The following is a 22,043-nucleotide window of genomic DNA, read 5'->3' as shown; positions in this document are numbered from 1 at the left end:
TGTGTCTGATTTGCGTTGCGCTTTGATGACGGCGCGGCCAATCCGTGTTCAGGGTAGAGACCTCGAATACCTCCCTGCTGATCGGAGACCATCATGGATCTTGGAATTGCCGGCCGCACGGCCATCGTCTGCGCCTCCAGCAAGGGGCTGGGCCGCGGCTGCGCCGAAGCGCTGGCGCAGGCCGGCTGCACCGTCGTCATCAACGGTCGCGACGCCAAGACGCTGGAAGCGACCGCCGCGGCGATCCGGGCAGCAACCGGCGCCACCATCATCGCCGTGGTCGCCGACGTCTCGACCAAGGCCGGCCAGGACGCGCTGCTGGCGGCTGCGCCGAACCCCGACATCCTCGTCAACAACAATGGCGGCCCGCCGCCCAAGCCCTTCCGCCAGGTCACGCGGGAAGGCCTGCTCGAAGGCGTCGTCCAGAACATGGCGACCCCGCTGGAGCTGGTGCAGCGCGTCATCGATGGCATGGTCGAGCGCGGCTTCGGCCGGATCATCAACATCACCTCGGCCAGCGTCGTGACCCCGCTGACCGGGCTCGACGTCTCCTCTGCCGCCCGCGCCGGCCTCACCGCCTTCCTCTCCGGCGTCGCTCGCGAGGTCGCGCATGCCAACGTCACCATCAACAACATCCTGCCCGGCGTCTTCGACACCGATCGGATCAAGACCGCGACCACCAAGGCCGCCGAGATGCAGGGCATCAGCATGGACGAGGCCGTGAAGCGCCGGCTCGCCGCGGTGCCCGCCGGTCGCCTGGGCCGGCCCGACGAGTTCGGCAAGCTCTGCGCCTTCGTCGCCAGCGCCCATGCCGGGTACATCACCGGCCAGAACTTCCTGATCGACGGCGGTTCTTTCCGCGGCACGTTCTGACGCCGCTCCCACGCCATTGGCCTAGCCGGGTTGCAGAGTTCACGCTTCGCTTCCCGGCCTGGACATGGTCTAAGCAGGAACGGTTTCGCTCAAAACCGTTCCCCTGTTTCGGCCGCGCGCTTTGTCCCCTCTTCTCGGCATCACCCTCAAGCTGGTCTCCGCGCTGGCCTTCACGCTGATGTCGGCTGGCATCAAGTCGATCTCGACGCGCTATCCGACCGGCGAGATCGTCTTCGTCCGCTCCTTCTTCGCGATGATCCCGCTGCTCATCTGGCTCGCCTGGCGCTCCGAGCTGCCTCACGCCCTGAAGACCAGCAATCTGCGCGGCCATCTCAAGCGCGGCATCATGGGCTCGACCGGGATGTTCTGCGGCTTCGCGGCCTTGCAGTTCCTGCCGCTCTCGGAGGCTGTCGCGATCGGCTATGCCGCGCCGCTCGCCGTAGTGGTTCTGGCCGCGCTCGTCCTCAAGGAAAAGGTGCGCATCTATCGCTGGAGCGCGGTGACGATCGGCTTCGTCGGCGTGCTCATCATGCTCTCGCCGCATCTGGGCGCAGGCGCCCATCCGGTTGGCGGTAATGCCGCGCTCGGCGCCATGCTCGGGCTCGCCGGCGCCTTCTGCTCGGCCTTCGCCTCGGTCGAGGTGCGTCTCCTGACCGCGACCGAGCGCACCGGCGCGATCGTGTTCTATTTCATGCTGCTGACCAGCCTGCTCGGGCTCTCGACCATCCTGCTCGGCTGGAACATGCCCAATCTCCAGGATGCGGCGATGATGGTGCTCATCGGCATCCTCGGCGGGCTCGGCCAGATCCTGATCGTGCAGGCCTACCGCTATGGAGACGCCTCGCTTATCGCGCCTTTCGAGTACTCGACCATGCTCTGGGCCGTCGCCATCGGCTGGTTCTGGTTCGGCGAATGGCCGGCTCTGGCGATCCTGATCGGCGCGACCATCGTCATCGTGTCGGGCATCTACGTGATCCTGCGCGAGCGCCAACTCGGCCTCGCCCGCCGCGAGCAGCGCGAGGTCGGCCCCAGCCGCATGACCTGAGGATGAGCGAACCGCCGGCCCCGCGTCCGGCACAGTTCGCTTGTTCAAACGATCGTCCGCCGTTACAAACGACGTCACAGTCGAAAAGGGGCCGGACGGATGGGAATCGAGACCAAGGAGCGCGGCGGGCGGGAGCTTGAATCCGGGGCTCAGGTCATCTCCGGCCAGCTCGGCAAGACCATCCAGCGCCTGCGCAAGGCCTATAATTTCTCGCTCTCGGACCTCGCAGAGCAATCCGGCGTCGCCAAGTCGATCATCAGCCAGATCGAGCGCAACGAGACCAATCCGACGCTGGCGACGATCTGGCGGCTGTCGCAGGCGCTCGACATCTCGATCGAGCGCGTGCTCTCCAGCGCCGAGGAAGAGCCCTTCATCGACAAGACCACCCGCGCCGACACCCCGATCCTCGTCTCCGAGGACGGCAAGCTGCGCCTCGCCATCGTCGGCTGGATCAAGACCGTCGAATGGCTGCAATGGTACGAGGTCAGCGCCGAGCCGGGCGGCGAGCTCGATTCCGAGGGCCACCAGCGCGGCTCGATCGAATCGCTCTCGGTGACCTCAGGCGAATTCGAGGTCGAGGTCGGCGACATCGTCCAGCGCGCCAAAGCGGGCGAGACGCTGCGTTATCGCTGCGACCGCCGCCATGTCGTCCGCTGCGTCGGCAACGAGCCGGGAACCGCGCTGATGGTCTGCATCCTCAAGGCGGCGGTGATGGAATAGGCGGAAGCACCGTCTGCTCAACCCTCAGCCATCAAGACAGCCAGCGGCCTGGTGCCGTCCCAAACTGCCGCACTCAACCCCTCCGCGCGCGCCGCATCGACATTCGCCTGCTTGTCGTCGATGAAAAAGATCTCACGCGGCGCAAATCCGGATCGAGCCGCGGCCGCGCTGAAGAATTGCGCTGCGGGCTTGGCCCAGCCGATTTCGGCCGCATAATGCATGGTGTCGAAATGCTGCTTGAGCCCGAGCTCGTTCCAGATGTGGTGGGCGCGCTCATGCTCCTGCACCGTGGCGAGATGCAGCTTCACGCCACGGGCCCGGATCGGCGCGAGCTGCGCCAGCAGGCCCAGGTCTAGATGCGCGTCGTTCTCGAACCAGTACGCGATCAGCCTGTCGACGCCGAGGCCCGGCGCGATCTCAGCCAGAACCGGTTCGAGCCGTTCGCGCAGGCTGGCCCGTCCCAGGATGATGTCCGGCCAGTGCGGCGCGAAGAACGCCGACTGCAACAGCGCCGGCGGCAGGCCGAGATCGCGTTCGAGATGCGCCGACCATCCCTGCGGATCTGGATGCACGATCACGACGCCATCGACGTCGACCATCAGAGCTTTGAATCGCATCCGACCCTCGGCCCGGTGCTTCAGGGCGCCTTCGCCTGCGGTCGCATCGGTCCTTCCACCGCCGGCAGCGACTTGAGGTATTCCGCCATCGCCATCCGGTCGGCCTCGGGCAGTTGCGCGGTGTTGCGCACCACCGCGGCCATCGAACCGCCGACACTGTCGAAGCTCGGCGTGAAACCGGTCTTCAAGAGCTCGGCGATCTCGTCCTTCGACCACTTGGCCAGCCCCTTCTCGGACTGGGTGATGTTCGGCACCCAGCCCTTACCCTCCGGGTCCGGCCCGCCGGCGAAGCGGGTCGCCGCGATGACGGCGCCGAGCGCGTTGCGGTTGGAATGGCATTCCGCGCAATGGCCGGGGCCGTTGACCAAATAGGCGCCACGATTCCAGGCCTCGCTCTTGCCCGGATCGGGGCGGAAGGACGCACCTTCGAAGAACAGGAGCTTCCAGCCTCCGACGACCCGGCGGATGTTGAAGGGGAAGCGCAGATCATGCGCAGCCGCCTTGCCCTCGGCCGGCGGCAGCGTGCGGATATAGGCGAAAAGGTCAGCCAGCGCCTTCGGCGGCATCAGGCGATAGGAGGTGTAGGGGAAGGACGGATAGAGATGCTGCCCGGAGGGCGAGACGCCGGCCGCCATCGCATCGACGAAATCCTGCACGCCCCAATTGCCGATGCCGTCGCGTGTATGCGGCGAGATGTTCGGCGCATGGAAGGTGCCGAAGGGCGATTCCAGCGCGAGCCCGCCACCGAGCCGGAGCTTGTCGTCCTGCCCGGGCGTCGCATGGCAGGAGGCACAGCCGCCCGCCGCAAACAACACCTTGCCGTTCTCGATATCCGCTGCCGGCAACGCGCCAACTTCCGGCGAGGGCGAAACCACGCGCGGATCGGTCAGGACATAGAAGCCCGCGAAACCCACCACCGCCAGAAGAACGAGAGTCACGAAAAGGCGGCGCAGCAACAGCATCGAGGTCTCCCGTCAGTACATCGGACAGATTGGACGGGCCGGCGCATCATCGGCAACCCTGAAAACGCAGCAATTCCAAACTGGCCCATTTCCAACGCCGCTGATCGGCCAAGGCTCCCTCCGCCACGAAAAAGCGGGCAGCCATCGCTGGCGCCCGCTTCCCTGATCAACCGCGAAGCCGATCACTTCTTGATGCGATAGACCTCGTGGCAGGTGCCGCAATTCTTCGTCGCCCCGCCGAAGGCGGAGCGGAAACCGTCGAGATTCGCGACGGTCGCACCGGCGGCGGCATCGGTCTCGAACTTGGCGAAGGCAGCCTTGAACCCGGCCTGATCCTCCCAGATCTTCGAGGCGGCCGTGGTCTCGCCGCCGGTCTTGGAGGAATCCGGGAACAGGGTCGGCACCTTCTTGGCCGCATCGGCATAGGTCTTGAAGATCGCCTGCGCCTTGGCCGCATCGAAGGCGGCCTCGCCCTTGGCCATGGCAGCACCATCGCGCGTCGCCGCGCCGACCGCCTTCATCGCATCCTTGCGTTCCGCGATCGGGTTCGACTGCGCCGTCACGGCAGTGAGGCCGAGCCCAAGGCTGGCGAGAACGAGAGCAGTGCGGATCATTCAGTTTCCCTCAAAGACAAGTCCGCGCCATCAGGCGCTGTTTTGAACTTGTCTAGATCAGACGATGATCGCGCGACAGCCAAGTCGCTTTTGCGTGAATGAGCTTGCGGAACCGCAAGCTCATTCTTGCATCAAAGCCGATACCCGGCCTCCTTCAGCGCCGTGAAGACCTTGAGCGGCGTCGCCGGCATGTCCATCGCCTTGATGCCGGCGGCCCGGTCGAGCGCATCGACCACCGCGTTCATCACCGCCGGGCAGGCGCCGATCGCGCCGGCCTCGCCCGCGCCCTTCACGCCGATGGCGTTGGTCAGGCAGCGGACATTGCGTGTCTCGAAATGGAAGTTCGGGATGTCGACGGCGCGCGGTAGCGCATAATCCATGAAGGTCGCAGTCAGCATCTGCCCGTCCGGATCGAAGCGGATCTCTTCCATCAGCGCCTGGCCGATGCCCTGGGCCGAGCCGCCATGCACCTGGCCCTGCAGCATCAGCGGGTTCAGCGTCACGCCGAAATCGTCGACCACGACATAGTTGAGGATTTCCGTGCCGCCGGTGCCGGGGTCGATCTCCAGCTCGCAGACATGGGTCCCGTTCGGGTAGGTCGCCTCCGGCGGCTGCCAGCTCTGGTGGACCTTGAGCATGGCGGGCGTCGCGCCCGGCAGGGCCGCGATCGCGGCGAGGTCGAGCGCCTTGTCGGTGCCGACGATGCGCACCGCGCCATCGGCGATCTCGAGATCGCCCACCGCCGCCTCGAGCTTCTCCGAGGCGAGCTGCTTGAGGTTGTCGGTGAGGATGCCCGTCGCCTTGTCGAGTGCCGCGCCACCCACGGGGATCGAGCGCGAGCCGCCCGTACCCGAGCCGGTCTCGACCCGGTCGGTATCGCCCTGCACGACGCGGATGCGATCCATCGGGATATCGAGATGCTGCGAGACGAGCTGCGAATAGGCCGTCTCGTGCCCCTGCCCGTTCGATTGCGTGCCGATCAGCACGGTCACCGTGCCGTCCTTCTCCAGGATCACGGTCGAGCTTTCCGGCCCGCCGCCGCCGCAGGCCTCGATATAGCTGGCCAGGCCGATGCCGCGGATCTTGCCGGCCTTCGCCGAGGCCTTCTGGCGGGCCTTGAAGCCCTTCCAATCGGCGACCTCCATGGCGTGGCGCATATGGCCTTCGAACTCGCCGGAATCGTAGACCGGCCCGGTCTGCGTCTTGTGCGGCATCTCCGACGGCTTGACGAAGTTCTGCGCGCGCACCGCGTCGGGCGTCTTGCCGGTCTCGCGCGCGATGGCGTCGACCAGCCGCTCGATCAGATAGGCCGCCTCGGGACGGCCGGCTCCGCGATAGGCATCGACCGGGGTGGTGTGGGTCAGCACACCCCTGAAGACAACATGCACGGCCGGGATATTGTAGCAGCCCGGCGTCATCGTCGTGCCGACCCAGGGGATGAAGGGCCCGTATTGCGAGAGATAGGCGCCCATCTCGGCCGAGAGATCGACCTTGAGGCCGATGAACTTGCCCTTGGCATCGAGCGCCATCGTCGCCGTCGCGAGATTGGCGCGGCCATGGGTGTCGGCGAGGAAATGCTCGTTGCGATCGGCGACCCAGCGCACCGGCCGCTTCAGCTTTTCCGCCGCGATCATCGCCAGCGGATATTCGCGATAGAGGAAGATCTTGGTGCCGAAGCCGCCGCCGACATCCGGCGTCACCACGCGGATGCGCTTGGGATCGACCTTGAGCACATAGGTCGCGATCAGGTCACGCATGCCATGGCTGCCCTGGCTGCCCAGCGTCAGGGTCCAGCGCTTGTCGGCCTTGTCATATTCGGCGATGCAGGCCCGCGTCTCCATGTAGTTCGAGGCGAGCCGGTTGTTGACGACCGTGAGCGAAACGGTCCGCGCCGCCTTGGCGAAGGCCTTCTCGGTCCTCACGCGATCGCCCTGCTCCGCCTCGAAGGCGACATTGCCCTTGCGATCGGGCCAGACCTGCGGCGCGTCGCCCTCCAGTGCTTCGGCGATACCGGTAACGGCCGGCAGCGGATCCCAGTCGATCGCGATGGCTTCCGCGGCGTCGCGCGCCTGCGCCAGCGTCTCCGCGACGATGAAGGCGACGGCCTCGCCGACATGGCGGACCGTGTCGGTCGGCAGCACCGGAACCGGCAGCGATTTCGACATCTCGCCGGAAGTCGTCTTCACATGCCCCTTGCAAGGCAGATCGCCGTACTGGGAGACGTCGGCGCCGGTCAGGATGAGCTTGACGCCCTTCATCTTGCGGGCGGTCTCGACATCCGCGACGGCGAAGCGGGCATGGGCGTAAGGGGAGCGCAGCACGAAGGCGTGCAGGGCGCCGTCAGCGGCAATGTCGTCCGTATAACGGCCGGTGCCGGTGGTCAGGCGCTGATCCTCGACCCGCCGCACCGGCTGGCCGAAACCGAATTTCATGGGACGCATGAGGCATATCCTCAGTTAGGTCTAATGAAAGACTGGAGCATAAAACGCGCCACGTCAGCCCCGGCGCATCACGCGCCGGGAATGCGCGGCACGCATCGATCTCAACGCGACATGCGGATGGCCGTCTCCGAGAGCGAGACCATGGTGTTGTAGTTGTTGACGATCCAGTTGGCTTCGTTCGCCGCGCCGCGCCGGACATCGCCCTTGCTCTTGGCCAGCTTGTCGCTGAAATCGCGCAGCTTGCCGAGCCAGGAGCTGGCCTGGCTCTCGATGAAAGGCACGCCCTTGGGCTCCTTGTCCTTGAACGCATCCATCTCGCGGACCGCGGCGGCATAGTCGGCGACCGCGGCGTTGAAGGACTTGAGATCGACGATCGGGCTCTCGTTGCTCGGCATCAGGTCCATCACGGCGCGCGCATTGATCATGATGTTGCGCACCTGCCAGCGGGCCGACTTGCCCTCGCGCTGCTCGACCGAGGCAAGCTCGCGCTGGTCGAGCCCACGCTTGTAGACGCGCATCAGCGCATCGAGCTTGGACCGTTCCTCGAGGAAGGTCTTCGCGGCCGGCACCATCAGCGCATGCAGCTTCTGGCCCTCCGCGAGGTTGTCGTCGCGATAATCCTTGCGGTCGTAATAGCGCTCGGCCTTGGTGATCAGCGGCGCCAGCTCCTGATAGGCCTTGATGTAGCGGCCCATGGTCTCGTCGATGGCCGGCAGCTTCGGCTCGCGCGCCATCGCCTCCTCGGCCCTGTTGGTCTCGCTGGCCACATCATAGAGGCTGTAGAGCCCATAGGTGATGTAGCGCTCCTTGCCGGTCGGGCCCTTCTTCATGTCGACCCAGCTGCCATAGCGCTCCCAGGACTGGATCGCGCGCAGCGTGCGGTTCATCAGCCCCGTATAGGCGTTCGACTTGGTGATCGCGGCCTGAAGGTCGTCATCGACCGCCTTGCTGGCGCTGCCGGCAGGCATCGTCGCCGTACCCTGTGCCCAGCCGGCCCCCGGAGCGGCCAGAAGCAACGCGGCCGCGCAGGCGGCGCCGTAGAAAAAAGCTCGGGTCAGCATGGTCTTTATCCTTAGTCTTGCAGGCGGCGCAGGGCGCGGATCGGGCCTCACGCCTCAATCCTGCGTCACCGGCTCGCCATGCATCAGCCAGTCCTTGAAGCCGCCGGCATAGTGGCTGTCGATGTCGAGCCCGGCCGATTGCGCGAATTCCAGCGCGCGTCGCGAGCGCACGCCCGCCGCGCAGGACAGCACGATGCGCTTGCCCGGCTCGTTCGGCAGGTCGGCGGGATCGAATTGCGAGAGCGGACGCGATACCGAGCCCGGAATATGTCCGGCGGCGAATTCATGCGGCTCGCGCACATCGACCAGCAGGATGGAGCCATCGTCCAGCCCCGCCTTCACGGCGTCGATGTCGAGGTCGTTCACGATCATGGGCAGGCCACTCCAGCTCGGTCAGGCGAGCCGTTCAGATAGGGCGGCAATCGAGCAAGCGCCACCGTTCGGCCGCGTCCTCTAGATGCCAGAAACGAAAAGCAGCCGCGAGCACGAGGCGCGCGGCTGCCCTGTCGCGGAAAGGCCTCAGGCCTTCGGCGGAATGCGCAGCACCCAGCCCGGCTGGATCAGGTCGGGATTCTTGACCGGCGGCGTGTTGGCCTTGACGATATCGGTGTACTTGGCGCCCTGGCCCTTGCCGTAATGCTCCTCGGCAATCTTCCAGAGCGTGTCGCCCTTCTTCACCGTGTAGAACACCGCGGCCGCGGCCTCCTTGGTCACGGCGAGGTCGGATTCGACCTGGGCCACGCCGGTGGTGTTGCCGAGCGCGAGAATGATCTTCTCGGCCTCTTCCGTCGAAACGGCCTTGCCGGAAACCTTCACCTTGTCGCCGTCGATCTGGATATTGACGTCGGAAGGCAGGCCGTGTCCCGCAAGTTCCTTCTGCAGATCGTCGGCGGTCGCCGCCTTGGCCGAGCCGCCGAAAATCTTGGCGCCGGCATCCTTGATGAAACTGAACAAACCCATTGGGTAAACCTCCGCGTGTCGCGGCGCTATCAAGCCCTGTCGGACGGCCCTATGCAAGTCGGCATGGAAAAGGTGTTTTGCTTGCCGGCTGGCACCGATTGCACGAAAGCGCGCCCGAACGGCCTTTTCCACGCGCCCCGCGGCTGGCAAGAACGTCGCTAACGCAACCGGAGTTCCCCATGCTGACTCTCGCTCAGGCCCAGACCATCCTCCAGACAGCGCTCGGCCATGCCGAAGCGAATGGCTTCAAGCCGCTCGCCATCGCCGTGCTCGACGCGCGCGGCGCGCAGAAGGCCTTCGCCGCGCAGGACGGCACCAGCCTGAAGCGTGGCGAGATCGCGCTCGGCAAGGCGCATGGCGCCGTCGCGCTGGGCATGGGTTCGCGTGCCCTCCACAAGATGGCGCTGGACCGGCCTTATTTCATCGAAGCGGCGACCCATGCCGTCGGCGGTTCGCTGGTGCCGGTTCCCGGCGGCGTGCTGATCCGCTCGCTCGAAGGCGCGCTGCTCGGCGCGGTCGGCATCTCCGGCGACACCTCCGACAATGACGAGGCCGCGGCCTGCGCCGGCATCGCGGCAGCCGGGCTCAAGGCCGATACCGGAGCCTGATTTCACTACGGTGACCGGGCGCAGGAGAAGGCTCTTCCCCTGCCCCCCCGTCGCCGCGCCGATTTCGCACTTTGCACTTGCCAACCGGCCTTCGAAGCCTCATGTCCTCCGCGCGGGTTCGTTAAATCGGACAGTTTGGACCGGCTCGAAGGTAGAATCATGAGCGAAGCGGCTGCCGCCAACGAAAACGAAGTCATCACCACCGATGTTGTCATCGTCGGCGCTGGCCCCTGCGGCCTCTTCGCCGTCTTCGAGCTCGGCCTGCTCGATATTCGGGCCCATCTCGTCGACATCCTGCCGAAGGTCGGCGGGCAATGCGCCGAGCTCTATCCCGAGAAGCCGATCTACGACATTCCGGGCTTCCCGATGGTCACCGGCCAGGCGCTGGTCGACAATCTCCTGGAGCAGATCAAGCCGTTCGGGCCGACCTTCCATCTCAACCAGATGATCGAGGCGGTGGAGCCGACGGGAACGACCGAGGCACCGCGCTTCCGCGTCACCACCGATGCCGGCACCGTCTTCGACACCAAGACCGTGATCATCGCGGCCGGTGGCGGTTCGTTCCAGCCGAAGAAGCCGCCGATCCCCGGCATCGAAGCCTATGAGGCCGGCTCGGTCTTCTACGCCGTGCGCAAGATGGAGGCCTTCCGCGGCCGCAACATCCTGATCGTCGGCGGCGGCGATTCCGCCCTCGACTGGACGCTGAACCTCCAGCCCATCGCCAACCGCGTCACCCTGATGCACCGCCGCGACGATTTCCGCGCCGCGCCGCATTCGGTCGAGCAGATGCGCGCCCTCGTCGCCGACGGCAAGATGGACATGAAGCTCGGCCAGGTCACCGGCCTCAAGGGCGAGAACGGCAAGCTCGAGGCGGTCGTCTGCCGCGGCACCGACAACGAGCCTTTCGAGGTTGCCTGCGATACGCTGCTGCCCTTCTTCGGCCTGACGATGAAGCTCGGCCCGATCGCCGACTGGGGCCTGAACCTCAACGAGAACCTCGTCCCGGTCGACACCGAGAAGTTCGAGACCAGCGTGCCCGGCATCTTCGCCGTCGGCGACATCAACACCTATCCGGGCAAGCTCAAGCTGATCCTCTCGGGCTTCCACGAAGCCGCGCTCTGCGCCCAGAAGGTCCACCGCTACGTCTATCCGGAGAAGCGGCTGACATTCCAGTACACGACCTCCTCGACGAGCCTCCAGAAGAAGCTCGGCGTCGCCTGAGCGGGGGCGCCGCCTGTCATCCCGTGCGCGCCGCAGCGTGAAACGCTGCTGCGCGGACACGGGACCGCATGCCGCTTGAGGCTCCCCTCCTCACGGCCTCCGCAAGGGAGGCTTTTCCGGGAAACGATCCCGTGTCTGCGCAGCGGCATTCACATGCCGCAGCGCGCACGGGATGACACGCTTCCTTGAAAGCAGGGTTTGCAAAGCTAGAGGATTATGAAAGCCGCGGCACCCGCCGCGGCTTTTTCAATGCGCGATCGCGTCGCCGGGGATATGCGCGGCGGCGGTGCCGCTGCGCGCCGCCGGGCCCTGGGCGGTGCCCAGACCCAGCGAATTGCGCACGCTCACCGAGGGACCGGCCAGCTTCGGCATCTCGCCCGGCGCGGTGACGATCTGCGGCTCGTCATGGCGCGGCGCCGGCGGCAGCATGTCGTCCGGCTCCTGCGGCTCGATGCGCGCCCGGAGCTCGGCCAGCGCACCCCAGAGCGGCTGGAAGCTGAAGCGCACCTTATGCGTGCCGGCCGGTACCTGCACGGCGCGGAACAGCACATTGGCCCGCAGAATCTCGGTCTCGACGCCGTCGACTTCGGCCTTCCACCAGGGATGCCAGATATCGTTGAGCACGACGAAGCCCGCGACCGGGGTCGTGACCTCGATCTCGACCTGGGCATTGAGATAGCGCGTCAGCTTGACCTCGGCCTGCGTCGCGACCGGCCCCTCCGGCGTCGGCACCGGCGGCTCGGTATCGAGCAGCACCGCCTGGGTCGGGTCGGTCTCCGGCCAGCGACCAGACAGCTTCATGCTCTCGAAATCGGCGAACTGCCAGCCGCCGACGAACTGCACGCGCGGCAGCGCCCGCGGGTTCTCGTAGACATAGCCCTGCTTCGTCCGGGCCATCAGGGTGAGATCGCTCTCGCCCAGCGCACGGTCGACCTGCTCGATCGGAACCGGCGAGGCGATGTAGCGCAGGCCCAGCAGGTTCGCGAGCCGGCAGCGATAAGACGGGAAGAGCGGCGTGAACTTGCGATCGGCCGGCCTGGCGATACCGTCCCCGGTACCGACGGCCTCGGAGAAATCCTCCAGCCGCAGCGGGTTGTAGCCCAACGTATGGTCGAAGCCATGGACCATGCCGGCATTGGGCCACTCGAAGCCCATCCCGAGCAGCTCCACCCGGTCGCGCCGCGGCGAGCCATCGGGCTGTGAGGTCAACTGCTTCAGCAGCGCGATGGTGTCGTTCTTCGTGCGGGCATCCAGCACGTCGTACATCTGCGGCGAGAGCGCGGTGGATTCGTTCGGGCCATTGTTGACGCCGAGATCGGCGGCGACCACGCCCGTGACCAGGACAGCCGCAGCCGCGGTGCCGAGCGCCCCGCGCCAGCGCTGCAGGATGAAGAATGCCCCGCCCGCGAGCGCGAACCAGCCCAGCGCCATCGCAACCGGCTTCCAGGCGTCAGCGAGATGGCCCCAGCCGCGCGACACGCCAAGCGCGAGCACGATCGTACCGAGGACCAGCGCCGCCCCGACCAACATGTCGCGCCGGAACGACGTTCCCGCCTCGGCCGTCAGGATGCGATGCAGCACATAGCCCGAGAGGATCGACGCGATACCTCCGATCAGGAAGGTCGCGTCGGCAGGCCGGCGGAACTGCTTCACGCCCGGCAGATACTCGTAGGTCAGGTGGAACAGCGGCGTGTAGCGGCCGAGCGCGAACAGCACCATGAAGGCGAGCATTAGCGTCAGCGGGCGGACCGACTTGTCCCAGAGCCAGCCGCGCGTCAGGCCGGGGGCCAGCAGCAGCAAAAGCGGCAGCGCACCGAAATAGACCTGTGCCATGTTCTGTGACAGGTGGAGCATCTGCGGGTTGCCATAGGGCCCCCAGAACTCGACGGCCGGGTCCTTGGCGCCGAACAGGTCGCCAACGAAGGCGGAGAGCAGCGACATCGGGTGCAGCGAGCCGCGTGCCGCGATGCCGAAATCGATCTCGGGCCGGGTCGTCGCCTCGGCGAAGAGCCAGGTCCAGATCAATGGCATGGCGATGACCGCGAGGCCGACGACGCTCGCGGCCGTGATCGGCAGCAGGCTCGCCTTGAAGGCAGGCCAGCCGCCCGAAATCCAGTGCGCCACGACCATGGCGACCAGCACATAGCCGGCGAGCAGCGCGACCTGATCCGGCTCCAGCACCATCATACCGGCCGCAAGGCCGGCGAAGACACCAGACAGGATCGAGGAGCGCTGCAGCATCCGCGCCGTCAGCCAGAAGGCGATGGCGAAGAAGGCATAGCTCGCGATCTGCCCGACATGCTGAACGCGCCAGGCTGCCGAGGCGCCGAAGGCGAAGACCAAAGCCGCCATCAGGCCGCCGGCCGGATGCCAGCCGCGATCGCGGAAGAACATCAGGAGCGCGAGACCGCCGGCCAACAGATGCGCCAAAACATAGGCGTCGACCTCGCGGAAGCTCGGCTCCGGCGAGATCAGCGCGAGCAGGATCGCGGGCGAGAAGATCAGCGATTGGGGGTCGGCGATCTGCGGCGAGCCGGCGAAAACATTGTGGTTCCAGAAGGGCGACTGGCCGGTATGGATCGCGTTGGCGAGGAACTGCACCTGCGCCTGGAAATGCGCCTTGGCGTCGAACGGAATCGTCACCGCCCCCGAAAGCCAGGGCCAGCACAGGATCCCCCATGCCACGACGAAACCGATGGCCGCCAGCAGGTAGCCGGCGCCCCTTGCATCAACGCGTCTCAACTGGACCCCCGCGGTCCTCGGCACGAACGGTCCCGTTCTGGGATCCTGTCTCCAGCCCTGTCAGTGGCTGAACCATGGCGCCGCGTACCTGAACCGAATCTGAACGTGATCACGCCTCCGTGAACGAGGCTGATGACAGTCTGAAGAAGGCGGAAATGGGATGTGTGAAGGGCGGGGTTGTCGCGTGTATCGATGCTCACCGCACAGTCGCGAAGAACGCGGGTCATCCCGGACGCAGCGAAGCGGAGATCCGGGATCCATGCCTGAACCTTCATCGGAAGCGCTCCGGCATGGATCCCGGGTCAAGCCCGGGATGACCCGCGTTTCCGAGCAGATCGAACGACGGCCGGTTGGATTTATCGCGCCGCCGCAGCCAGCCACCCCGCCAGCGCCTTCCGCTCGGCCGGGGTCATCCCGGAGAGGTTGTTCGGCGGCATCGCATGGGTCATCACCGCCTGCATGCGGATGGCGCGGGCATGCATCGCGATCTGCTCCGGCTCGTGCAGCATCACGCCCTTGGGCGCGATCTGGATGCCCGGCCAGGACGGCTCCGGCGCATGGCACATGGCACAGCGGCCGGTCACGATGTTCGAGACCTCCGTCGGCGGCAGCGTCATCCCGGCCAGCAGCACGGGCTTGCCCGCGTCGCGCGCCTTGAGGCCGAGCTGCTCGCGCCCACCGGGCGACGATGACATCGCCACCCAGAAGGCGAGCCAGAGCGCGAGGATAGCCACCGCCCAGCACCACCACGGCGACTTGTCGTGGTTCGCGTGCCGGATGTTGAAGAAATGTCGGATCAGCGCGCCAGCCACGATCACCAGTGCCACCAAGAGCGGGATGACCGCCGAATTGGCATAGGTCACCGGATAGTGGTTCGACAGCATCAGGAACAGCACCGGCAGGGTGATGTAGTTGTTATGCGTCGAGCGCTGCTTGGCGGCCTTGCCGTATTTCGGATCGGGCTTCTCGCCGGCGGTAAGCGCCGCGATCACCTTCCGCTGGCCCGGCATGATGTTGAAGAAGACGTTGGCGGTCATGATCGTCGCCATCAGCGCGCCGGTATGGATCAGCGCGCCGCGTCCCGAAAACACGTTGGCGAAGGCCCAGCTCGCCGCGACGACATAGCCGAAGCCGACGAGCCCGAGCAGGACGTCATGCTTGCCGAGCGGCGACTTGCAGAGCAGGTCGTAGATCAGCCAGCCGATCACCAGCGCCGCGATGCCGATGGCGCCCGCCGCGAAGGGCGAAAGCTGCATCACCGCCGGGTCGATCAGGTAGAGCTCGGACTGGGCATAATAGACCCAGACCAGCAGGAAGAAGCCGGAGATCCAGGTCCAGTAGCTCTGCCATTTGTGCCAGGTCAGCTCGGCCGGCATCACGCCCGGCGCCACCATGTATTTGCGCATCTCGTAGAAGCCGCCGCCATGGACCTGCCAGGCGCGCCCGCCGGTGCCGGGCGGGATATCCTCGGCCGGCTTCAGCGAGGCGTCGAGATGGATGAAGAAAAAGGAAGCGCCGATCCAGGCGATCGCCGTGATGACATGGAGCCAGCGCAGCATCATGCCGCCCCATTCCATCAGATAGGCTTCGAGCATGGCGCTGCGCTCCGGGAGAGCTGGAGGTGAACCGGGAGTCGGAACCTCCGGCTGCAATAAAGTAGCCTGCTTTCGTCGTCGCCGAAATCGCCGCAACACTCTCGCCGATTGACATCCGGGAACATGATCTTATCGCAAAAGCCGATATTCACCGCAGCGAACGGCGCCGTACACTCCCCGGAGACCGGCCAGGCCCGACACCGGCGCCTTCAGGAGAACGCATGGGACATCTCTCGACGCATGTGCTCGACACGGTGAACGGCCGCCCCGGCGCCGGCATCGCGGTGACGCTCGACCGGCTCAATCTCGACGGTGCGCGCGAGCGGCTGGCGGAAGCTGTCACCAACAGCGACGGCCGCACCGATTCAGCCCTGCTCTCGGGAACGCTCGTGCCCGGCACCTATGAGCTGACCTTCGCGATCGGCGCCTATTTCCGGGGCCTCGGCACCACCCTGCCCGAGCCCGCCTTCCTCGATCTCGTTCCTGTCCGCTTCGGCATCGCCGAGCCGGAGGGGCGCTATCATGTCCCGCTCCTAGCCTCGCCCTGGAGCTACTCCACCTATCGCGGCAGCTAGACCATCATGAGCCAGACCACCTATCCGCGCGACATGAAGGGCTATGGCCGCGCTGCCCCGCATCCGCATTGGCCGGGCGAGGCCCGCATCGCCGTCCAGTTCGTGATCAATTACGAAGAAGGCGGCGAGAACTGCATCCTCCATGGCGATGCGGCCTCCGAGGCCTTCCTCTCCGAGATCGTCGGCGCCGCGCCCTGGCCGGGCCAGCGCCACATGAACATGGAGTCGATCTACGAATACGGCTCCCGCGCCGGCTACTGGCGGCTCTGGCGGATGTTCACCGAGCGGAACATGCCGGTGACGGTCTTCGCCGTGGCCTCGGCGTTGGCCCGCTATCCCGAGATCGTCGGCTCGATGCAGGAGGCCGGCTGGGAGATCGCGACCCACGGCCTGAAATGGATCGACTATCGCGATACGCCCAAGGAGCGCGAGCGCGCCGACATCCTCGAAGCCATCCGCATCCAGACCGAGCTCACGGGCGAGCGCCCGCTCGGCTGCTATCAGGGCCGCACCTCCGAGAACACGATTCCGCTGACGATGGAGGAAGGTGGCTTCCTCTACACCGCCGACGTCTATGCCGACGAGCTGCCTTACTGGCTCAGCAGTCCGAAGGGGCCGCAGCTCGCCGTGCCCTACACGCTCGACGCCAACGACATGCGCTTCGCCACGCCGCAGGGCTTCAACACCGGCGAGCAGTTCTTCACCTATCTCAAGGACTCGTTCGACACACTCTATGCCGAGGGCGAGACCGCGCCGAAGATGATGTCGATCGGCCTGCATTGCCGCCTCGTCGGTCGCCCCGGCCGCGCCGCCGCGCTCGCCCGCTTCCTCGACTATGTCCAGAGCCATGACAGGGTCTGGGTCGCGACCCGGCTCGACATCGCCCGCCACTGGGTCAGGACGCAGCCACCCGCCGGCGGCTACGTGCCCTCGAAGCTGCCGAAGGCCCTGTTCACCGAGGTCTTCGGCCGCGTCTGGGAGCATTCGCCCTGGATCGCTGAGGCCACCCACGACGCCGGCATCGGCGCGAGCCACGACACGGCGGAAAGCCTGCACGCGGCGATGGTCGCGGCCATGCGAAAGGGTACGCCGGAGCAGCAGAAATCCCTGCTCAGCGCCCATCCCGACCTCGCCGGCAAGCTCGCGGCGGCGGGCGAGCTCACGCCGGAATCGACGCAGGAGCAGGCCGGCGCCGGGCTCGACCGCCTCACCAGCGATGAGCGCGTCCGCTTCACGGCGCTGAACGAGGCTTACAAAGCGCGCTTCGGCATCCCCTTCATCATGGCGGTGAAGGGCGCGACCAAGGCCCAGATCCTCGCCGCCTTCGATGGACGACTGAAGAACACGCCGGAACAGGAAGTCGCGACGGCACTGGCCGAGGTCGAGAAGATCGCCCTGTTCCGCCTGAAGGAACTGCTGCCGGCGGGCTGAACCCACGGCAAACCGGAACCCTCCTGCGATCGCGGCGTTGATGCGTCGCTATCGAGGAGGGTTTCCGTTCGTGTTCCGCCTGCTTCTGATCATCATCGTGCTGGTCGTCGGCTACGACGCGATCGTCCATCAGGGCGCCTATACGCGCGACGCCTGGAACAGCATCGTTCGCCTCACCAGCTCGTCGGTCGAGGGCGCCAAGGAACTCGGCGAGCGCGCTCGCAACTAACGATCGGCAATACCTTGCTCTTCCTATAAGCGCGGGTCATCCCGGACGCAGCGAAGCGGAGATCCGGGATCCATGCCAGAGCCTTCATCCGAAGCGCTCCGGCATGGATCCCGGGTCAAGCCCAGGATGACGGCGTGTTTCTTCGCTATGTCGGCAAGGGTTTACGCCGCCGCCCGCCCCTCGACGATCCCGGCGATCGCTTCCAGCATCCGTGTGTCGTCGCCCGCCAGCCCTTCCATCGCCGCCATGCGCTGGATCACCGTGCCGGCGATCGCCTCCTCCACCGTATCCTCGGCATAGGCGTAGAAGATCGTCGCGTGCTGGCCGTCACGATGGCAGCGGCCCTCGATCTGCTGGAGCTGGATGGCGCTATGGCGCATGTCGTGGATGACGAGCGCCCGCTCGCGCTCGCCACCCGGCATCTCGCCGCGATGCAAGGAGATCGACTCGGTCACGGTGAAGATCACCGCGTCGAGCTGCCCCGTCTGGAAAGCGATGCGCGTCTCCTCGTTCTGCGCGCCCGAGCGTTCGCCATTGATCTCGGCCGTGCGCCAGCCCCTCCCCCTCAGTGTTTCGGCCAGCATCGCGCTGGTCTCGAGGAAAGCGACGGAGATGGCGACCTGCTCGTCATTGCCCAGCAGGTCCTCGCAGAAATCGGCCGTGCCGGGGATGCGCAGCAGGCTCGCCTTCTGGCGGAAGCGCAGATCGGCGGCCCAGCCCTGCGGCTTGCGCGTCGAGCCACCGGCGAGCCCCAACTCCCTCCGGAACTCGCGCCAGGTCGCGTCATAGAGCTTGCGCGCGGCCGTATCGAGCGCCACCGGCGCCAGTTCGCGCTGCACCTCCGGCCAGCCGGCGATCTCCTCAGGCCGGCGACGCAGGCCGATGGCGTTCGCCCCGCGATAGAGCAGGTCCGCCATCACCTTGCGATCCGTCTCGTTCGGCTCCCAGCTCCAGTTCTTCCAGCGCCCCTTGGCCCGGCCGATCTTCAATCGCTTCATCAGCACGCGGAAACCGTCGAGATCGGCCGAGGGCATGCCCGCTGCCTTCGCCAGCAGACCAGCCAGATAGGACAGTTCATGCGGCGACTGCCCGGCCGTCGCGCTCATGTAGATCGTGAAATCGGCCGCTTCCGCCATCTGCCGGCAGACCAGCCCCTGCTGCGAGTTCGGATTGCGGATTCGATGCGCCTCGTCGATCACGACGAGCGGCCAGACGCGCTTCGGCCGGCCATGCTTGGCGATTTCGTTGTTCTTCGCCCGCGTCGAGCGCTTCTTGCTGTCGGCGACGGGGGCGAGCAGCGATTTCGTCTTCTCGAAATTCATCAGCGTCACGCGCTTGGCCGGCATGCCGGACAAAGCCATGGTCCGCCGCCATTGCGGGATCGCGCCCTTCGGGCAGATCACCAGCACCTCTTCCTCCGGCATCGCCGAGAGCGCCAGCCAGGCCGAAAGCGTCTTGCCGAGGCCGGTGAGGTCCCCCAGCAGGAAGCCGGCCTCGCCCTTCCCCCGCGCCGACAGGATCGCGTCGCGCGCAACGAGCTGGTGCGGATGCGGGATCATGGTCATGAGAGAAGGGAACACATTCGGAAGCACGACCTATCGACAAAACTCCGCGCCGTCATCCCGGACAAGCCGCCTTTGGCGGCGCCGATCCGGGATCCATTCCTGAGCCTTTATCGTCCGCGTTCCGGAATGGATCCCGGGTCTCCCTTCGGTCGCCCGGGATGACCCGCACCCTTCTGCCAACCTGAATGAGGCTGGCAGTCTCCGCCCTGCCCGGCGGGCATGGCGCGCCCGGCTCTCTTGGCACTGGCGCCGGCCCGCGTCCACCGGCACTGTGCCGGCCACCTATTGGGGAGAGTACAAGACCATGACCCGCGCGCAGGCGATCGCGAAAGCCCAGGACTATTTCGATTCAGGCCGGATGAAGGCCGATCTCGGCCGGCTCGTCGCGATCCCCACCGAAAGCCAGAATCCCGACCGGGCCCCCGTGCTCGGCGAGTATCTCGACAAGGAGATGCAGCCGCTGCTCGAATCGCTCGGCTTCACTTGCCGCATCCTCACCCATGCCAAGGCGCGCGGCCCCTTCCTCTATGCCGAGCGCATCGAGGATCCCGCCCTGCCGACCATTCTCGGCTACGGCCATGGCGACGTGATCCGCGGCCTCGACGCGCAGTGGAGCGAGGGCCTCTCGCCCTGGAAGCTGGTCGAGCGTGACGGCCGCTGGTACGGCCGCGGCGTCGTCGACAATAAGGGCCAGCACCTCATCAACATCAACGGCCTGCGCGCCGTGCTGGAGACCCGCGGCAAGCTAGGTTTCAACGCCAAATACCTGATCGAGATGGGCGAGGAATCCGGCTCGCCGGGCCTGCGCGAGCTCTGCCAGGACGAGGCCGAACTGCTCAAGGCCGATATCCTGATTGCCTCGGACGGGCCGCGCCTCAATGCGGAACGCCCGACCGTTTTTTTGGGCGCGCGCGGCGTCATCACCTTCGACCTGCAGATCAAGGCGCGCGAGGGCGGCCATCATTCTGGCAACTGGGGCGGCATCCTCTCCGATCCGGCGATCCAGCTCGCCCATGCCATCGCCTCGATCACCTCGCCCACCGGCCAGATCCGCATCCATGAATGGGTGCCGAAGGAACTGCCGGATGGCGTGCGCCGCGCGCTCGCCGATTGCGAGATCGACGGCGGCCCGGACGGCCCGACCATCGATCCGAACTGGGGCGAGCCCGGCTTGTCGCCGGCCGAGCAGGTCTTCGGCTGGTGCTCCTTCGACGTTCTGGCGATGAAGTCCGGCGTGCCGGAAACGCCGGTCAACGCCGTGCCGCCCAGCGCCTGGGCGCGCGTCGCGCTGCGCTTCGTCGTCGGCATCGATCCGCGCGACGTCGCCCCGGCGCTCCGCCGTCATCTCGATCGCCACGGCTTCGACATGGTCGAGATCATCATGCCCGGCACTGAGCGCTTCGGCGCGACGCGGCTCGACCCCGACGATGCCTGGGTCCGCTTCACTATCGATTCGATCGCCGAGAGCACCGGCAAGAAGCCGGCCCTCCTGCCCAATCTCGGCGGCTCGCTCCCGAACGACATCTTCGCCGAGATCCTGAAGCTACGCACGATCTGGGTGCCGCATTCCTATCCGGGCTGCTCGCAGCACGCCCCGGACGAGCACCTGCCGGCCGCGATCGCACGCGAGGGACTCGTCGCCATGGCCGGGCTCTACTGGGATATCGGTTCGGGCAACGCGCCCAAGGTCTAAGCGAGACTTATTCCTGCGGCTGGCGCGGATCGCGCGCCGGCGGCAGATCGATCGGCGTCGCCGGGGGAGCCTCCGGCGGCGCATTGGGTGGCAATTCCGGCGGCGGCTCGGTCGGGATGCCCTGCGGCTCCTCGTCCGGCGGCGATTCGACGGGAGGAGCCGGCGGCACCTCGCCGGGCATCAGCGGCGGCGCCTCGGGCGGCGGATTCGGAATGGCCGGCGTGTTGCCGGGCGCGGCCACAAGGCCTTGATCGAGTTGCATCATACGAAACCTGTCTTTTCGGACAGGAACGCCGGAGCCGCCAAAAGGCTCCCTTCCGCTCAGGGAAGCCAGCCTGCTCAGTCCGGCGGCCGGGACGAGCCTTCATCGCCCGGCAGCGGATGGCGGCGCTGCAACCAGCCTTCCAGCGAATGGTCGAGAAGCAGCAGGACCAGCGCCAGGACCGTGGCGGCCAGCGTCACCGGCCATTTCCCCAGCCCCGCCGAACAGCCCAGCGCAGCCGTCACCCAGATCGCCGCAGCCGTGGTCAGGCCATGGGGCATCAGGTCGCCGTCGCGGCGGATGATCAGGCCGGCTCCGAGAAAGCCGACGCCGGTCAGCACGCCCTGAACCACGCGGCTCGCCGCATCGGGATGCAACGTCTCGCTGAACAGGCTCGCCGCCGCAGCCGTACCAAGCCCGACCAGCCCGAAGGTCCTGAGGCCGGCGCTCTTGCGCTGGAGCGTTCGCTGCCAACCGACGGCGACGCCAGCCACGAGGCCGGCCAGAAGCCGCAGCACCAGTTCGAATTCACCCACGCTGCCGCTCGCTCCGCCATAGCTCAAGACGAAATATAGCACGGCCGTTCGGCTTGCGCGCCAAGGACGGGGGTCGACAGCCTTGCAAACTAGGCGCCCGAGGACGCCGCCTCCAAGATAAATCTCGGAGCGGGAAGTCCAGCGATGTCAGGATTTTGAGATCGTGGTGGGTGATGTAGGGCTCGAACCTACGACCCGCTGATTAAGAGTCAGCTGCTCTACCAACTGAGCTAATCACCCATACGCCACGAAGCGCCGCCGGTCAGCGGCGTCAGCCGCGTCAGGCAGGGGGC

General features: G+C 66.6%; 21 protein-coding genes and 1 tRNA gene. 9 read left to right on the top strand and 13 right to left on the bottom strand.

Annotated features, from left to right (window positions below):
* Nucleotides 1–93: 93 nt before the first annotated feature.
* The 3 genes from AC6RIC_RS10535 (at nt 94) to AC6RIC_RS10525 (ending at nt 2,638) form a co-directional block, all read left to right on the top strand.
* Nucleotides 94–873 carry an SDR family oxidoreductase gene (locus AC6RIC_RS10535; protein ID WP_499736128.1) on the top strand — a complete coding sequence of 260 codons (780 nt, stop codon included), beginning with the start codon at nt 94–96 and terminating at the stop codon, nt 871–873.
* Between the two features lie 121 nt (nt 874–994).
* Entirely contained in the window at nt 995–1,918 is a 924-nt protein-coding gene (locus AC6RIC_RS10530; RefSeq protein ID WP_499736127.1) for a DMT family transporter, read from the top strand.
* Between the two features lie 99 nt (nt 1,919–2,017).
* On the top strand, nt 2,018–2,638 hold the full coding sequence (locus tag AC6RIC_RS10525) for a helix-turn-helix domain-containing protein (protein WP_454656293.1): 621 nt from the start codon (nt 2,018–2,020) through the stop codon (nt 2,636–2,638).
* Nucleotides 2,639–2,655: 17 nt separating this feature from the next.
* Here AC6RIC_RS10525 and AC6RIC_RS10520 read toward each other — a convergent pair whose 3' ends face one another.
* The 7 genes from AC6RIC_RS10520 to lysM all read right to left on the bottom strand — a co-directional run bounded on the left by AC6RIC_RS10520 (nt 2,656) and on the right by lysM (nt 9,293).
* Nucleotides 2,656–3,237 carry an HAD-IA family hydrolase gene (locus AC6RIC_RS10520; protein WP_499736126.1) on the bottom strand — a complete coding sequence of 194 codons (582 nt, stop codon included), beginning with the start codon at nt 3,235–3,237 and terminating at the stop codon, nt 2,656–2,658.
* 38 nt (nt 3,238–3,275) lie between these two features.
* Nucleotides 3,276–4,217: a c-type cytochrome gene (locus tag AC6RIC_RS10515; protein WP_499736125.1), complete on the bottom strand. Its 942-nt coding sequence runs from the start codon at nt 4,215–4,217 to the stop codon at nt 3,276–3,278.
* A gap of 182 nt (nt 4,218–4,399) precedes the next feature.
* The gene (locus tag AC6RIC_RS10510) at nt 4,400–4,831 is read right to left on the bottom strand and encodes a c-type cytochrome (RefSeq protein ID WP_499736124.1); all 432 of its coding nucleotides are present in this window, start codon (nt 4,829–4,831) and stop codon (nt 4,400–4,402) included.
* Nucleotides 4,832–4,962: 131 nt separating this feature from the next.
* The gene (locus AC6RIC_RS10505; RefSeq protein WP_454656289.1) at nt 4,963–7,272 is read right to left on the bottom strand and encodes a xanthine dehydrogenase family protein molybdopterin-binding subunit; all 2,310 of its coding nucleotides are present in this window, start codon (nt 7,270–7,272) and stop codon (nt 4,963–4,965) included.
* Between the two features lie 101 nt (nt 7,273–7,373).
* Entirely contained in the window at nt 7,374–8,333 is a 960-nt protein-coding gene (locus tag AC6RIC_RS10500) for a DUF3829 domain-containing protein (protein ID WP_499736123.1), read from the bottom strand.
* Between the two features lie 54 nt (nt 8,334–8,387).
* Entirely contained in the window at nt 8,388–8,705 is a 318-nt protein-coding gene (locus tag AC6RIC_RS10495; protein WP_488847827.1) for a rhodanese-like domain-containing protein, read from the bottom strand.
* Between the two features lie 147 nt (nt 8,706–8,852).
* A complete protein-coding gene (gene lysM / locus AC6RIC_RS10490; RefSeq protein ID WP_499736122.1) occupies nt 8,853–9,293 on the bottom strand; it encodes a peptidoglycan-binding protein LysM in 441 nt (146 codons plus the stop codon).
* A gap of 179 nt (nt 9,294–9,472) precedes the next feature.
* Here lysM and AC6RIC_RS10485 point away from each other — a divergent pair, with 179 nt between their 5' ends.
* Together AC6RIC_RS10485 and AC6RIC_RS10480 are read left to right on the top strand one after the other, a co-directional pair.
* Nucleotides 9,473–9,901 carry a GlcG/HbpS family heme-binding protein gene (locus AC6RIC_RS10485; RefSeq protein ID WP_454656285.1) on the top strand — a complete coding sequence of 143 codons (429 nt, stop codon included), beginning with the start codon at nt 9,473–9,475 and terminating at the stop codon, nt 9,899–9,901.
* A 159-nt stretch (nt 9,902–10,060) separates the two neighbouring features.
* Nucleotides 10,061–11,122: an NAD(P)/FAD-dependent oxidoreductase gene (locus tag AC6RIC_RS10480; protein ID WP_499736121.1), complete on the top strand. Its 1,062-nt coding sequence runs from the start codon at nt 10,061–10,063 to the stop codon at nt 11,120–11,122.
* Nucleotides 11,123–11,368: 246 nt separating this feature from the next.
* On the opposite strand, the gene AC6RIC_RS10475 is transcribed toward AC6RIC_RS10480, so the two are convergent.
* Nucleotides 11,369–13,864, bottom strand: a complete 2,496-nt coding sequence (locus AC6RIC_RS10475; protein ID WP_499736120.1) for a hypothetical protein — start codon at nt 13,862–13,864, stop codon at nt 11,369–11,371.
* Nucleotides 13,865–14,220: 356 nt separating this feature from the next.
* Nucleotides 14,221–15,459 carry a urate hydroxylase PuuD gene (locus tag AC6RIC_RS10470; RefSeq protein ID WP_499736119.1) on the bottom strand — a complete coding sequence of 413 codons (1,239 nt, stop codon included), beginning with the start codon at nt 15,457–15,459 and terminating at the stop codon, nt 14,221–14,223.
* A 221-nt stretch (nt 15,460–15,680) separates the two neighbouring features.
* Here AC6RIC_RS10470 and uraH point away from each other — a divergent pair, with 221 nt between their 5' ends.
* The 3 genes from uraH (at nt 15,681) to AC6RIC_RS10455 (ending at nt 17,694) form a co-directional block, all read left to right on the top strand.
* On the top strand, nt 15,681–16,034 hold the full coding sequence (gene uraH, locus AC6RIC_RS10465; RefSeq protein WP_499736118.1) for a hydroxyisourate hydrolase: 354 nt from the start codon (nt 15,681–15,683) through the stop codon (nt 16,032–16,034).
* 6 nt (nt 16,035–16,040) lie between these two features.
* Entirely contained in the window at nt 16,041–17,465 is a 1,425-nt protein-coding gene (gene puuE / locus AC6RIC_RS10460) for an allantoinase PuuE (RefSeq protein ID WP_499736117.1), read from the top strand.
* 70 nt (nt 17,466–17,535) lie between these two features.
* Nucleotides 17,536–17,694, top strand: a complete 159-nt coding sequence (locus AC6RIC_RS10455; RefSeq protein ID WP_454656279.1) for a hypothetical protein — start codon at nt 17,536–17,538, stop codon at nt 17,692–17,694.
* 161 nt (nt 17,695–17,855) lie between these two features.
* Here the strand turns inward: AC6RIC_RS10455 and AC6RIC_RS10450 are convergent, their stop codons facing one another.
* Entirely contained in the window at nt 17,856–19,259 is a 1,404-nt protein-coding gene (locus AC6RIC_RS10450; RefSeq protein WP_499736116.1) for an SNF2-related protein, read from the bottom strand.
* Nucleotides 19,260–19,563: 304 nt separating this feature from the next.
* On the opposite strand from AC6RIC_RS10450, the gene AC6RIC_RS10445 reads away from it, so the two are divergent.
* Complete coding sequence (locus AC6RIC_RS10445) at nt 19,564–20,952, top strand: M20 family metallopeptidase (protein WP_499736115.1); 1,389 nt, start codon at nt 19,564–19,566, stop codon at nt 20,950–20,952.
* Nucleotides 20,953–20,959: 7 nt separating this feature from the next.
* Here the strand turns inward: AC6RIC_RS10445 and AC6RIC_RS10440 are convergent, their stop codons facing one another.
* The 3 genes from AC6RIC_RS10440 to AC6RIC_RS10430 form a co-directional block, all read right to left on the bottom strand.
* A complete protein-coding gene (locus tag AC6RIC_RS10440; RefSeq protein WP_454656276.1) occupies nt 20,960–21,217 on the bottom strand; it encodes a hypothetical protein in 258 nt (85 codons plus the stop codon).
* A 74-nt stretch (nt 21,218–21,291) separates the two neighbouring features.
* Entirely contained in the window at nt 21,292–21,750 is a 459-nt protein-coding gene (locus tag AC6RIC_RS10435) for an MgtC/SapB family protein (RefSeq protein WP_499736114.1), read from the bottom strand.
* A gap of 164 nt (nt 21,751–21,914) precedes the next feature.
* Nucleotides 21,915–21,990: transfer RNA gene (locus tag AC6RIC_RS10430), tRNA-Lys, on the bottom strand.
* Between the last annotated feature and the right edge of the window lie 53 nt (nt 21,991–22,043).

The organism is Allobosea sp. TBD101 (assembly GCF_059817965.1).
This window is presented reverse-complemented; position numbering and strand designations above follow the sequence as displayed.

Bases quoted from the DNA above. Each gene is read 5' to 3' on its own strand.
- AC6RIC_RS10535 (WP_499736128.1), top strand. From the start codon at position 94: ATGGATCTTGGAATTGCCGGCCGCACGGCCATCGTCTGCGCCTCCAGC.
- AC6RIC_RS10525 (WP_454656293.1), top strand. From the start codon at position 2,018: ATGGGAATCGAGACCAAGGAGCGCGGCGGGCGGGAGCTTGAATCCGGG.
- AC6RIC_RS10520 (WP_499736126.1), bottom strand. From the start codon at position 3,237: ATGGTCGACGTCGATGGCGTCGTGATCGTGCATCCAGATCCGCAGGGA.
- AC6RIC_RS10515 (WP_499736125.1), bottom strand. From the start codon at position 4,217: ATGCTGTTGCTGCGCCGCCTTTTCGTGACTCTCGTTCTTCTGGCGGTG.
- AC6RIC_RS10510 (WP_499736124.1), bottom strand. From the start codon at position 4,831: ATGATCCGCACTGCTCTCGTTCTCGCCAGCCTTGGGCTCGGCCTCACT.
- AC6RIC_RS10505 (WP_454656289.1), bottom strand. From the start codon at position 7,272: ATGCGTCCCATGAAATTCGGTTTCGGCCAGCCGGTGCGGCGGGTCGAG.
- AC6RIC_RS10500 (WP_499736123.1), bottom strand. From the start codon at position 8,333: ATGCTGACCCGAGCTTTTTTCTACGGCGCCGCCTGCGCGGCCGCGTTG.
- AC6RIC_RS10495 (WP_488847827.1), bottom strand. From the start codon at position 8,705: ATGATCGTGAACGACCTCGACATCGACGCCGTGAAGGCGGGGCTGGAC.
- lysM (WP_499736122.1), bottom strand. From the start codon at position 9,293: ATGGGTTTGTTCAGTTTCATCAAGGATGCCGGCGCCAAGATTTTCGGC.
- AC6RIC_RS10485 (WP_454656285.1), top strand. From the start codon at position 9,473: ATGCTGACTCTCGCTCAGGCCCAGACCATCCTCCAGACAGCGCTCGGC.
- AC6RIC_RS10480 (WP_499736121.1), top strand. From the start codon at position 10,061: ATGAGCGAAGCGGCTGCCGCCAACGAAAACGAAGTCATCACCACCGAT.
- AC6RIC_RS10470 (WP_499736119.1), bottom strand. From the start codon at position 15,459: ATGCTCGAAGCCTATCTGATGGAATGGGGCGGCATGATGCTGCGCTGG.
- uraH (WP_499736118.1), top strand. From the start codon at position 15,681: ATGGGACATCTCTCGACGCATGTGCTCGACACGGTGAACGGCCGCCCC.
- puuE (WP_499736117.1), top strand. From the start codon at position 16,041: ATGAGCCAGACCACCTATCCGCGCGACATGAAGGGCTATGGCCGCGCT.
- AC6RIC_RS10450 (WP_499736116.1), bottom strand. From the start codon at position 19,259: ATGACCATGATCCCGCATCCGCACCAGCTCGTTGCGCGCGACGCGATC.
- AC6RIC_RS10445 (WP_499736115.1), top strand. From the start codon at position 19,564: ATGACCCGCGCGCAGGCGATCGCGAAAGCCCAGGACTATTTCGATTCA.
- AC6RIC_RS10440 (WP_454656276.1), bottom strand. From the start codon at position 21,217: ATGATGCAACTCGATCAAGGCCTTGTGGCCGCGCCCGGCAACACGCCG.